This is a genomic window from Pseudomonas sp. PvP089 (genome assembly GCF_017875165.1).
Taxonomy (GTDB): Bacteria; Pseudomonadota; Gammaproteobacteria; order Pseudomonadales; family Pseudomonadaceae; genus Aquipseudomonas; species Aquipseudomonas fortuita.
Genome location: NZ_JAGGME010000001.1, coordinates 6,280,173 through 6,293,012 on the forward strand (window position 1 = coordinate 6,280,173; position 12,840 = coordinate 6,293,012).

Genomic DNA, 12,840 nt, shown 5'->3' on the forward strand with positions numbered 1-12,840 from the left:
CTATGTCGATGATCTCTTGACGCTTTTTTCGTCAATTTTTCGTCTATAACTATTTGGAATTACTTAAATGCCAAACTATTGACCTTATACAGGCCATCCTAAACAATCGGCAATGTAATGTCACATTGATATTTGTACCTTAGCCAACGGTTCATTCAGAACAAATGTCGTACATCATCGAAAGCGCGCTCAACGCTATTTTCGGCAACATTTATTACACCCTGAGTCGGTATTTCATGCTGCTGACAATCCCCCCCTTCAGCAACCGTCAAACCTGCAGACGTCAATTTAAAAGCGCCCGGGCTGCCGCGTTTAGACAAGCACAAACCTTGCCTTAAACCCGACGGGCAGGGGCATCAAAACCCGCAAAACCAGGGATTGTATAGCCGCACGAGCCAACACCAGCCGCTGAGCGCGTGACGTGCAACAACACTTCATCGCAGATCAAAGGGATAGAGAACGATTGCGCAGATAACCACACGGCGATGATGGCAAAACATTGACGATTTCTGAACCAGAACCGAGCGTGCAAACAGACTTACGCCGATGAATTTTAACGATCGATACCTATAAGACCGTCAACAAATCAGCGCCCATTTACTGACGACGAAAAAGATCGATCACCGACGGCAATTCTCACTCGCCCCGCGGGCAGTCTATGCTGCTGAAAATGCTTCAGCCTGCATGCACACTGGATCAAAAATGAAACACCCTTGCTCAGGAGCAGCCTGGTAGCAATGAACGACGTACAATTGTTTACTCAGTATCGATTCGAGGCGACCATTGGCCGTCTGCTCAGCCAAAGGGCCTTGTAGGCCTCACCTACACCGCTTGGCAGTACCATTGAACGCCAGGGCGAGCCGGCCCGACCTTAATGCCGGCACAGCCACCCCACCCACCACAAGGATGAAGAGAGCGCCGCGTGGAATCTGAAGTCAGTCGAGTCCAACTCAACCATGATCCACGCAGTCAGCATGACGATCCCTTGCTGGATAGCCTGCTGAGCCTGTGTGTCCTGCACCAGAAACCCGCCAGTCGGGTCATGCTGACCACCGGGCTGCCGCTACCCGCCCAGCGCCTGAGCCCCGAGCTGCTGCCCCGCGCCGCCGCCCGGGCCGGTCTGCAAGGGCGCCTGTTGCAGCGCAAGCTGGAACAGATCCCGAGCATCGCCATGCCTGCGATGCTGCTGCTAAAGGAAGGCCGCAGTGCCGTCCTGCTGGGCTGGGAGAACGAAGACACCGCGCGCCTGTTGCTCAGCGAGAGCGATGGCGGCGAGGTGCATGTAAGCCGCGAAGCCCTGCAAAGCGACTATAGCGGCCGGGTGTTCTTTGCCCAGCCGCAGCACAAGTTCGACGTCAACCACGGCAACCTCATCCCGCGGGCAAAGTCGTGGTTCCGCGATACCCTGCTGCGCAGCAAGTGGCTGTATATCGACGCCATCGCCGCCAGCCTGGTGATCAACCTGATCGCCCTGGCCGCGCCGCTGTTCGTGATGAACGTGTACGACCGTGTAGTGCCCAACCAGGCAACGTCAACGCTCTGGGTGCTGGCCATCGGTATCGCCGGCGCCTACATCTTCGACCTGATCCTCAAGGGCCTGCGCGGCTTGTGCCTGGACCTGGCCGGCAAGAAGACCGACCTGATCATCTCGGCGACGCTGTTCGAGCGCATCGTCGGCATGTCGATGAAGTACCGCCCGGCCAGGGTCGGCAGCTTTGCCCAGAACATTCACGAGTTCCAGGGCCTACGCGACTTCCTCGCCTCACTGACCCTGACCAGCCTTATCGACCTGCCGTTCACCGTCCTTATCCTGATCGTCATCGCCATCATTGGCGGGCACTTGGTGTGGATCCCGATCATTGCCTTCCCGCTGGCCCTGGGCATCGGCTATGCCTTGCAACGGCCGCTGATGGCGACCATGGAACGGACCATGGCCCTGGCCTCCGAGCGCCAGTCCAGCCTGATCGAGACCCTCGCCGGCCTGGATGCGGTAAAGGTCAACAACGCCGAAAGCGAACGCCAGTACATGTGGGAGCAGACCCTCGGCACCCTCAGCCGCCTGGAACTGCGCGTGAAGGTGCTGTCGAGCCTGGCGATGAACATCACCCTGCTGATCCAGCAGCTGGCTGGCGTGGCGATGATCTGCGTCGGCGTGTACCTGATCATCGACGGCAACCTGAGCATGGGCGGCCTGGTGGCGTGCTACATGCTCAGCGGCCGTGCCCTCGGCCCGCTGGGCCAGCTCAACGGTTTGCTCGCCCGCTACCAGCAGGCCAAGGTAACCATGGTTGCCACCGACCACATGATGGAACTGCCGCAAGAGCGCAACTTCGAGGAGCGCCCACTGAGCCGTAAGGTACTGCAGGGCAGTGTCGAGTTCCGCGGGGTCGATTTCACCTACCCGAACCAGCAGAACATGGCGCTGAAAAACATCAACCTGACCATCCGCCCCGGCGAGAAGGTCGGCATCATCGGGCGCAGTGGTTCGGGCAAGAGCTCGCTGGCCAAGCTCATCGTCGGTCTGTATGAGGCCGATGGCGGCTCGCTGCTGGTCGATGGCGTGGACATTCGCCAAATCGACGTCAGCGAACTGCGCCACAACATCGGCTATGTACCGCAGGACATCCAGCTGCTGGCCGGCACCCTGCGCGACAACCTGGTCAGCGGTGCCCGCTACATCGAGGACGAGCTGATCCTGCAGGCCGCCGAGCTGGCAGGTGTGCATGAATTCGCCCGCTTGCACCCGGACGGTTACGAACTGCAAGTGGGTGAGCGCGGGCAGAACCTGTCCGGCGGCCAGCGGCAGAACGTCGCCCTGGGCCGTGCGCTGCTGCTCAACCCGCAGATCCTGTTGCTAGACGAGCCCACCAGTGCCATGGACAACACCGGCGAAGAGCGCCTCAAGCAGCGCCTGCAAGCGGTGGTGGAAGGCAAGACGGTGCTGTTGGTCACGCACCGCGCCTCCCTGCTGTCGCTGGTGGACCGGCTGATCGTGATCGATCGCGGGCAGATTGTCGCCGACGGCCCGAAAGCCGCGGTCATGGATGCGCTGAAGAAGGGGCAGATCAGTGTTGCATAAGCTGGATATTGGGCAATTCAAGGATGGCCTGCGGCGCTACTTCAAAGGTTCCGATTCACTGGGCGGGCAGCCGCTGCCAGAGGTCAACAAGGCCCTGATCGAAGATGCGCCGCGGGTTGTGCGGCTGACCATCTGGGGCGTGATCCTGTTCTTCGTGTTCTTGATCGTGTGGGCCAGCGTCGCCCCCATCGACGAGGTCACGCGGGGCGAAGGCAAGGCCATTCCGTCTTCCAAAGTGCAGAAGATTCAGAACCTGGAGGGCGGTATCGTCGCCGAAATCTTCGCCAAGGAAGGGCAAATCGTCGAAGTCGGCCAGCCATTGCTGCGTCTGGATGAAACCCGCTTCGCCTCCAACGTTGGTGAAACCGAAGCTGACCGACAGTCCATGGCTCTGCGGGTCGAACGCCTGAGTGCCGAGGTAGAGGACCGCCCGCTGAAGATCGACGAAGAACTGCGCAAAGCGGCACCAAGCCAGGCAGCCAGTGAAGAGTCGCTGTACCAGAGCCGGCGCCAGCAACTGCAGGACGAAATTGGCGGCCTGCAGCAGCAGCTGGTCCAGCGCCAGCAAGAGCTGCGTGAGTACAGCTCCAAACGCGCCCAGTACGCCAACAGCCTTGAGTTGCTGCGCAAAGAAATCGGCATGTCCGAACCGCTGGTGGCAACCGGCGCAATCTCCCAGGTCGAAGTGCTGCGCCTGCGCCGCGCCGAAGTGGAGAACCGTGGGCAGCTGGACTCCACCGCGCTGGCCATCCCCCGTGCCGAGGCGGCCATCCGCGAGGTGCAAAGCAAGATCGAGGAAACCCGAGGCAAATTCCGCAGTGAAGCGCTGACCCAGCTGAACGAAGCACGCACCGAGCTGAACAAGGCCACGGCCACCAGCAAGGCACTGGACGATCGGGTGCACCGCACCATGGTCACTTCGCCTGTACGCGGTATCGTCAAGCAGATGCTGGTCAACACCATTGGTGGGGTGATCCAGCCTGGCAGCGATATCATCGAGGTGGTACCACTGGACGACACGCTGGTCATCGAAGCGAAGATCCTGCCCAAGGACATCGCCTTCCTGCACCCTGGCCAGGAGGCAACCGTCAAGTTCACGGCCTACGACTACACCATCTACGGTGGGCTCAAGGCCAAGCTGGAGCAGATCGGCGCCGACACCATCACCGACGAAGACAAAAAGACCACCTACTACCTGATCAAGCTGCGCACCGACCGCAGCCACCTGGGAACCGACGAGAAGCCGCTGCTGATCATTCCGGGGATGGTGGCGACGGTGGATATCATGACCGGCAAGAAGACCATCATGAGCTACTTGCTCAAGCCGATCATGAAGGCGCGTTCGGAGGCGCTGCGCGAGCGCTGACAGACGAGATATGAATGCCCCAGGGTCAACGCAACACCTGTAGGAGCGGGTTTACCCGCGAAGCAGGCAACGCGATGGGTGGCACGGGCTTCGCCCGTGTTCGCGGGTAAACCCGCTCCCACAGGTACGGCGCTGGTGCCACGGGCAGCGTCGTATCTGCTGGGTTGTCGGTGGTCAAGTGTGATCAGCGCCAGGGCGCAGGTTCACCTACCAGTTGCCCCTGAATGCCGCCTACCCCCATCTCCTGCAACACCCGCCGCTCACCTTCTGTCTCGACCCGCTCAGCAATCAGCGGCAGGTCGATGCTGTGCGCCGCACGCTGGATCGCCTCGATGAACAGCCGCTTGTGCTGCTCATGGTCGATGTTGCGAATGTAGCTACCGTCAATCTTCAGGTACGCCAGGCCCAGGTGGGCCAGGTTGCCGATCATGCTGAAGCGCCCGCCAAAGCGCTGCAACGCTAGCCCGAAGCCCAACCCGTGCAGGCGCCGGGTGAGTTGTTCCAAGGCTGCCTGCTCAGGCAACTGTTCCTCGCCAATTTCAAAAACCAGCCGCGGGCCGAGCGCCGCATTCTGGCCCAGCAGTTCAAAGATGCGGTGCAGGGCCTTGGGGTCGGCCAATGTAGCGGCGGACAGGTTCAGCGCCAGCACCTGGTCATGCCCACGCAGGTGCGTCAATACTTTCTCCAGCACCAGCACGTCCAGTCGCGGCATCCAGCCAAAGCGCTCCAGCCAGGGCAGGAAGCGGCCCGCCGGCAATGCCTCGCCCTGACCATCCTGCAAGCGTGAAATCACCTTGTGGTGCAGTACCCGTTGCACCGAAGTGCAATCCACCACCGGCTGGAAGAACAGCTCGAAATGCCCATTGTTGAACGCCTGATCGAGACGCTCGTGCCAGGCGTGCTGGCTATCGGCAGCAACTGCAGCCACGCCTTGTTCAAGGCATACCCACCCTGGCGTTGGCTGGTTTTCGGCACGGGCCAAAGCCTCATCGGCGAGCTTCAGCAAAGCCTGTGGAGAATCGCCTGGGCTGAACGGCGCGAGGCCAATACAAGCCACCGGGTCGATATCACTGGCGCCCGTTTCGTGCAGGCTCTGCAGCGTTGCCTCCAAGGCCTGGGCAAGGTTCACCGCTTCTTCATGCACCATGCCCGGCGCCAGCACGGCAAACTCGCCACCGCGGCTGCGGGAAATCAGGTCGTTGGTTTCCGGGAAGCTGGCACAGGTGCGGCGCAACTGCTCACCCACGGCCTGCAGCAACTGGTCGGTACGCTGGCCGCCAAGGCGTGCGTTCAGCCCCGCCAGCCCTTGGACACGCAGTAACAGCAGGTAGCCGGCGCGCGCGTCTTCCAGGTTGCTTACCCGGGTGTTCAACTGCATTTCGAAATAGCGGCGGTTCGATAGCCCGGTCAGGCTGTCCTGGTAGGACTCCGCACGCAGCCGTTCGCTGCGCTCGGCCTGCTCGGTGAACAGCGCCTTGAGCTTCTCGACCATCTGGTTCATCGCCTGCACCACACGGCGCAGCTCCGGTGTGCGCGGCAACTCAGGCAGGCTGAGGAATTCACGACGCGCAATGGCGTGGGATTGCTCGACCATATAGTCCAGAGGCCGCAACTGGCGGCGCAGCAGCAAGGCGCCGAGCACGGCGCTGGCCGCTCCGCACAGCAGCAACCAGCCCAAGCTGCCCAAGGCGCTTTGCCAGAGTTTGGCAATGGCAAACATGGGGTGGCTGATCACCTCTACCCGCGCGGCCTGTTGCCAGCCACGGCTGACGATGGCGTCGCCACCAGCGGCCTCAAGGCCAATCAGGTGCACGAACCAGGCAGGTACGCCGCCAGGGTCCGGCTCCGCGTGGCGCTCCACCAGCACGGCATTGGAGCCCAGATCGACGACCTTGATGCTCGCATAGTAACCACTGTCGAAGATCGAGCTGACCATCAGCTCGACCATCGCCGGGTCGTCGATATTCGGCGTCAGCGATAACGCCAGCGCGGTCGCTGCATCCTGGGCGTGCGACCGCAGCTGGTTGACGTACTGGCTGCGTGAGCTTTCCAGGCTGACCATGAAACTGCCACTGAAGGCGACTACCAGGAACAGGCAAATGGCCAACAGCAATTGTTTGAACAGTGACATCTGTGCTCCTTCAGTAAACCGGCTCGGCCGGGAACCCTTCGGCCTGCATTTTCTTCAGCAAATCCTGCCAGCGTGACAGCCGCTTGGTATCGCCGACCTTCTTGTTGCCTGTTGCGCCCGTCAGCCACAAGCCTTCGCCATTGAAAGCGTAAACCGGCAGCAGGTCGGTACGTTGGCTTGCCGGCTTGATGGCATCCATCAGGCTATCGAGCACCAAGGGCTGGGCCTGTGGGTTCGAATAATAAGTCAGGACCATGTGTGCCCGGTTCTGCCGCAACGCCTTGACGTAGGTGATGCGTAGTTTTTCGCTGGGTATACCCATGCGCCGCAGGCTGAAATATTTGGCGATGGCGTAGTCCTCGCAGTCCCCGGCACCTTTGATCAGTGCCTGCACCGGTGTCGCCCAGTAGTCGACCTCGTGCCACAGGTCGATGTCCTCTACATAGCGCAATTGCTGGTTGAAGAAACGGTTGACCACTTGCAGCCGCTCAAGCTCAGTACCCTGCTTCTGCGTGGCCATCAGGTTCTGCCACGCATCGATACGGCCCTGCCCGGCACCCAGAGGGCCATACAGGGCCTGCGACTTGCGGCTGATCTGGGAGAAATCCCAATCCGCGTGCAAGCCGCCCAGCAGCAGACTGCCCAGCAGCGCGGCAAAGCCGACACATCGCACAACGGTTTTGAACATCCAGGATATCGCCACTGCCAAGCCCTGTTCAGGCCAGTCGAAAGCAGCGATGGTGCGGCTTGCTACCGCAAAAAACAATGGCACCCTGCAATCATGCATCCGCCTGTCAGCCCGCCTACACTTTCTGTTTATATCCTTCTATAGCCTGCTTCCTTTGGCACGTGACTTCATCCACCATAGCCGCGCTTTTGGGGCGCCCGTTCCAATCCGGGCCTTGGTTTGACAACTCCCCCAAGCTGTTACTAGTGTCATTGGATCCAACTTTAGTCATCGTTGAGGCAGACGTCGCGTGGCCGAAAAAATCAAATTGAGCAATGTGCTGGTCAGCGAGCAGCTGTCGCCGCACCAGGCCCGTGCCGTGATCGAAGAACGCCTGCGTAGCGCCATCCTCGATGGCCGCCTGCCCCCTGGCACCGCCGTGCGACAACAAGAGCTCGCCACCTTGTTTGGTGTCAGCCGCATGCCCGTGCGCGAAGCCCTGCGCCAGCTTGAAGCGCAATCGCTGCTGAAAGTGGAGATGCACAAAGGTGCGGTGGTTGCGCCGCTGATCGGCGAGGATGCGGTGGATACCTATGCCCTGCGTGTTCTGCTGGAGAGCGAAGCGCTGCGCCAGTCTATCCCGCTGCTGGATGCCAGCGACATCGCCAGCGCACGTGGCTATATCCAGCAACTGGAGAACGAAACCCGCCACGCCGAAATCGGCCGACTGAATCGCTTGCTCCATATGACGTTGTACAGCAAGGCGTCGAACAGGAAGCTGTTGCGACTGATCGAGGACGAACTGAACGAAGAAGAACGCTTCCTGCGTTTTCATCTTTCATCCATGGGCTTGGGCAAGCTGACCCAGGACGATCACAACGCACTGGTAGATGCCGCCAGCGACAAGCTGGTGGACGAGGCGGTAGCGGTGCTGGAACGGCACCTCAATAGCGGGGCTTTGGTGATCCGCAACTATCTTGATACCCAGCGAGGGCGTTAGCCCGTAACTGGCCTTATGTGCGGGGCGAGCAGATGGGTTGCAAATTCAGCTCGCCGCGCCAACAATGAGACTAATTATCATTCATGTCCATTGATGCCAGCACCCTCCCCCTATGCCCAGCAATGACTCCGTGCAAACGCTCTACAGTAACCACCACGGTTGGTTACACGCCTGGCTACGCAGCAAGCTGGGCAATGCCGCCGATGCCGCAGACCTGGCCCATGACACCTTCGTCCGCTTGCTGCAACGCCGCGAACACCTGCAGCTAAACACCCCTAGGGCCTTCTTGCGCACGGTAGCCCGTGGGCTGATCATCGATCACTGGCGCCGCGAGGAGCTGCACCGGGCCTACCTGGAGGCATTGGCCCATGTGCCGGAAGCACAGTCTCCATCAGCCGAAACCCGCGAGCTGCTGCTGGAGTTGCTTGAACGTATTGCGCGCATGCTCGACGGCCTCAAACCCAAGGTACGTCGCGCCTTCCTCCTGGCCCAATGCGAGGGGCTGAAGCATCAGGCCATTGCCGAGCAGATGGGGATCTCAGTGCGTACGGTGGAGCGTTACATCGCTGATGCGCTCTACCATTGCTATGTGCTGCGCTACGAAGACGAGTGTTGAGCCAATGAGTGCCGCACGCCCTGATGCAAAAGCGGTCAAGCAGGCCATCCAGTGGATGCTGCGTCTGCGTGAGAGCGGGCATGAGCCGACCTTGCAGCAACAGTGCGCGCAATGGCGCAGTGCCCACCACGAACATGAGCAAGCCTGGCAACGGGTAGTACACCTGCATCAGGACCTTGACCTGCGCTCGATCCCGGGTGCAGGGCTGGCGTTGCAGACCCTGGAAACCAGCCAGCAGCGCCTGCACCGCCGGCAAGCGCTGAAGCTGCTTGGCGGCGTTGTCATGGCTGGGTCGGCGGCATGGCTGGCCAAGGACCTCGATGCCATCAGTGCGTGGGCGTCGGACTATGCCACCGGCACCGGTGAGCGACGCGTCTTTACCTTGCCTGGTGGCTCACTGCTACAACTCAATACCCGCAGTGCTGTGGACCTGGCCTTCAATGAGCAGCAGCGTATGGTCCGCCTGAAGCAGGGGGAGCTGATGATTACCTGCAACGCCCGGCATCCCGTACTGGTACAAACTCGCGATGCGCTGCTGGAAGGGTTCGAAGGACGCTTTGTAGCCTATCAGGACAACGACTGCACACGTGTCAGCGTCAGCCACGGCAAAGTGGCGATCCACCGACCTGGCAATGGTCAATTGCTGTGGATTGAAAGCGGCCAGAACTGGCGGCTGGATGCTGAGGGGGCGCACCCGCTCGCGCACCTGAACATGGATGCGATGGCCTGGACTGAAGGGCTGATCGTTACCCAGGACATGCGCCTGTCCGACTTCCTCGCGCAGGTCAGCCGTTATCGCCATGGTTACCTGGGCTGCAGCGACGAGATCGCCGATCTGCGCCTGTCGGGGGTGTTCCGCCTCGAAGATCCGGAACGTTTGCTCCAGCTGCTGCCACAGACACTGCCCGTTAGGCTTCGTCACCGTACACGCTGGTGGGTACGTGTAGAGAGCATGACCTGACAACGCCTTGTTGATTTATGGCGGGTTTTCAATCGCGGTCCGGCTAGGACAGTAAGCGACACCTTCTGCCCTCAACTCTTCAACGGACCCTGCATGCCTATCAACCCGGTGGTAACCGACACTTCCAACTTGAATGATTATCGACCTGTCCTGCAATCAGCACGCTTGCGCCACGCTGTCCGGGCGGCTCTGTTTGGTACTGCATTGGGCTTGGCATTTGCTCCGCAACTTTGCGCAGCGGCTGCAACAGCTCAAGTGAGTCATCACTATGCAATCCCGGCCGGTCAACTGGCCGACGTTCTCAATCAGTTTGCCCGCCAGGCCGGCATAACCCTGTCGAGTACACCTCAGCTCACAGATGGCCTGCGGTCTGACGGCCTTCAGGGGCAGTACGCTACCGATCAAGCACTGCGCCAAATGCTCAATGGCAGCGGCCTGGAAGCCGTCAGCCAGGATGGACGTAGCTATGTGCTGCAGGTACAGCCCCAGGACACCGCCCTGTCATTGCCGGACACCGATATCCGTGGCTTCTCCCTCGGTAATGCGCTCGGCAGCATGGAGGGTTACAACGCTACGCACAGCCAAGTGGCGACCAAGACGAGCACACCGTTGGTGGAGACGTCCCAATCCGTCTCGGTCGTTACTCGCCAGCAGATGGACGACCAGGGCTCACAGACCGTTGCCCAGGCCATGCGCTACACGCCTGGGGTGATGACCAATCCTTACGGTGCCACCCATCGCTATGACTATGTCGCGATGCGCGGCTTCAACGACGGCTCTGTGGATAACATCTACGTCGATGGCCTCAAGTCGATGGGCGACAACGGCACCTACAGCACCATGCAGGTAGACCCGTACTTCCTGGAGCGCATCGACATTCTCAAGGGCCCATCTTCGGTACTGTATGGGCGAAGCTCGCCGGGGGGCCTGGTCGCCCTGACCACCAAGAAGCCGCTGTTTACTCCCTACCATCAGGTTCAGGCCACGGTTGGCACCCAAGGCCAGCGTGGCATGGGTTTCGATTTCAGTGGCCCTGTAGATGATGACAAGCGCATTGCTTATCGCCTGACAGGCCTGGCGGATGCATCCGATACCCAGTTCGACCACAACAAGGAAGAACGCTACACCATCGCCCCGGCCATCAGCGTCGACTTTACCGAAGACACCTCGCTCACATTGCAGGCTTACCTCCAGCACGACCCTAACGGCGGGTACCATGGCGGTAACCCTGCAGACGGCATGCTGCACAAACGCAACGGCTTGCGCTTGTCAGACCACTTCTTCGAGGGCGAGCCGGGCATCGACAATTACGAACGTACCCAGCAGTCGTTCAGCTACCAGTTCGAGCACCGCTTCAATGATGTGTTCACCGCGCGGCAGAACTTCCGTTACCAGGATTCCGACGTCTCCATGGACCAGGTGTACTCAGCCGGCTGGACGGATGCCGACAGCAACATCCTCAACCGCGCCTATACCGGCGGCGACGAGCGCCTGCATTCGTACATCATCGACAATATGCTGCAGGCGGAATTCTTCACTGGAGCTGCCAAACATACCCTGCTGCTGGGCGCCGACTACCAGCGGCGCAAAGCCGACGTCGCATGGCGTTATGGCACGGTCGACCCGCTGGACGCAGCTAACCCGCAGTATGGCAATGGCAACCTTGAGGTCCTGGGCGAAAACCGCTACCAGCGGCGCTTGCAGCAAACAGGTGCGTATCTGCAGGATCTGGTGGAGCTGGACCAGTGGCGCTTCTCCTTGGGGCTTCGTCAGGACTGGGTGAAGGTGTCCGAGGAGAATCGCGACAGCGACACCAAGGTCAACGATCAACGCACCAAATTTACTACTCGGGCCGGGGTGCTCTACCTGTTCGAGAACGGCATTGCGCCCTATGTCAGCTACTCGGAGTCGTTCAATCCCAATACCGTGTCCGACCAGGAAGGCCGCCCCCTGGCACCGACCGAAGGCACTCAATGGGAAGCCGGCATCAAGTATCAGCCTCCGGGCAGCGACAACCTGTTCACCGCATCGGTGTTCCGCATCGAGCAGGAAAACCTGGCTTCGAAGCAGCCTGACGAAAATTTCTATCGCCCGGTAGGTGAAGTACGTTCCCAAGGGCTGGAGCTGGAGGCACATGTGCAGGTGACCGACAGCCTCAAACTGCTAGGCGGCTACACCTTCACCGATATCGAATATTCCCGGTCGATGCCGAGCCTGACGTCGGCCAGCCTGGACAACAAGGGCAATTCGCCAACCCAGGCACCGAAACAGATGTTCTCGCTTTGGGCTGACTACAACTTCCACCAAGGGCCTCTGGATGGCCTGAGGCTGGGCGGTGGCGTGCGGTATGTGGGCTACAGCTGGGTAGATGCGGAAAACAGCATGAAGGTGCCTTCCTACACTGTGTTAGACGCTTCGCTCGGCTATGACCTGAGCAAGGTTGGGCTCAGGGGCGTGGATGTGCGCCTTAACGCCAACAACCTTACCAATGAAAGCTACATCACCTCATGTGCCAGCCTGAACTACTGCTACATGGGTGAGGAACGCAATTTGAGCGCCACGGTCAGCTATCAGTTCTGACCGATACAACTACCCAGAAAAGACAAAGCCCCTGTCTGCATTGCAGACAGGGGCTTTGGGTTTGAATCTTGACGATGACCTACTCTCACATGGGGAAACCCCACACTACCATCGGCGATGCATCGTTTCACTGCTGAGTTCGGGATGGGATCAGGTGGTTCCAATGCTCTATGGTCGTCAAGAAATTCTGTGTGCTGGCCCGTCACTCGGACGTGCCTGCGAATCTCTGTAGTTCCTACTTAAAGACAAAACCCCTACCTGCATGCGCAGATAGGGGTTTTGCGAAATGAATCTTGACGATGACCTACTCTCACATGGGGAAACCCCACACTACCATCGGCGATGCATCGTTTCACTGCTGAGTTCGGGATGGGATCAGGTGGTTCCAATGCTCTATGGTCGTCAAGAAATTCTGTAGCCAGAATGTCCAGATGAACAGC

The 12,840-nt window shown here is 60.0% G+C and carries 8 protein-coding genes and 2 rRNA genes; 6 read left to right on the forward strand and 4 right to left on the reverse strand.

All coding sequences use genetic code 11. The features are described from left to right. Window positions 1-922 precede the first annotated feature (922 nt). Together J3A71_RS28600 and J3A71_RS28605 are read left to right on the forward strand one after the other, a co-directional pair. Window positions 923-3,079, forward strand: coding sequence for a type I secretion system permease/ATPase (locus J3A71_RS28600; protein ID WP_016484320.1), 2,157 nt, complete (start codon window positions 923-925; stop codon window positions 3,077-3,079). Continuing rightward, window positions 3,069-4,445 carry an HlyD family type I secretion periplasmic adaptor subunit gene (locus tag J3A71_RS28605; protein WP_016484319.1) on the forward strand — a complete coding sequence of 459 codons (1,377 nt, stop codon included), beginning with the start codon at window positions 3,069-3,071 and terminating at the stop codon, window positions 4,443-4,445. Before J3A71_RS28600 ends, J3A71_RS28605 begins: the two co-directional genes overlap by 11 nt. 184 nt (window positions 4,446-4,629) lie before the next feature. On the opposite strand, the gene lapD is transcribed toward J3A71_RS28605, so the two are convergent. Continuing rightward, the gene (gene lapD / locus J3A71_RS28610) at window positions 4,630-6,576 is read right to left on the reverse strand and encodes a cyclic di-GMP receptor LapD (RefSeq protein ID WP_060519916.1); all 1,947 of its coding nucleotides are present in this window, start codon (window positions 6,574-6,576) and stop codon (window positions 4,630-4,632) included. Window positions 6,577-6,586: 10 nt separating this feature from the next. Beyond that, window positions 6,587-7,348 (reverse strand): cysteine protease LapG, encoded by a 762-nt coding sequence (gene lapG / locus J3A71_RS28615; RefSeq protein ID WP_172901719.1) that lies wholly within the window; start codon window positions 7,346-7,348, stop codon window positions 6,587-6,589. A 205-nt stretch (window positions 7,349-7,553) separates the two neighbouring features. Here lapG and J3A71_RS28620 point away from each other — a divergent pair, with 205 nt between their 5' ends. From J3A71_RS28620 to J3A71_RS28635, 4 genes are all read left to right on the forward strand, one after another. Continuing rightward, entirely contained in the window at window positions 7,554-8,243 is a 690-nt protein-coding gene (locus tag J3A71_RS28620) for a GntR family transcriptional regulator (RefSeq protein WP_016484316.1), read from the forward strand. Window positions 8,244-8,355: 112 nt separating this feature from the next. After that, the gene (locus tag J3A71_RS28625) at window positions 8,356-8,859 is read left to right on the forward strand and encodes a sigma-70 family RNA polymerase sigma factor (RefSeq protein ID WP_096425442.1); all 504 of its coding nucleotides are present in this window, start codon (window positions 8,356-8,358) and stop codon (window positions 8,857-8,859) included. 4 nt (window positions 8,860-8,863) lie between these two features. Beyond that, window positions 8,864-9,820 carry a FecR family protein gene (locus J3A71_RS28630; RefSeq protein WP_016484314.1) on the forward strand — a complete coding sequence of 319 codons (957 nt, stop codon included), beginning with the start codon at window positions 8,864-8,866 and terminating at the stop codon, window positions 9,818-9,820. A 165-nt stretch (window positions 9,821-9,985) separates the two neighbouring features. Then, the gene (locus J3A71_RS28635; RefSeq protein ID WP_031311795.1) at window positions 9,986-12,400 is read left to right on the forward strand and encodes a TonB-dependent siderophore receptor; all 2,415 of its coding nucleotides are present in this window, start codon (window positions 9,986-9,988) and stop codon (window positions 12,398-12,400) included. 66 nt (window positions 12,401-12,466) lie between these two features. On the opposite strand, the gene rrf (J3A71_RS28640) is transcribed toward J3A71_RS28635, so the two are convergent. Then, window positions 12,467-12,582: ribosomal RNA gene (gene rrf, locus J3A71_RS28640) — 5S ribosomal RNA — on the reverse strand. Window positions 12,583-12,691: 109 nt separating this feature from the next. After that, window positions 12,692-12,807, reverse strand: a 5S ribosomal RNA gene (gene rrf / locus J3A71_RS28645). Window positions 12,808-12,840: the final 33 nt, after the last annotated feature.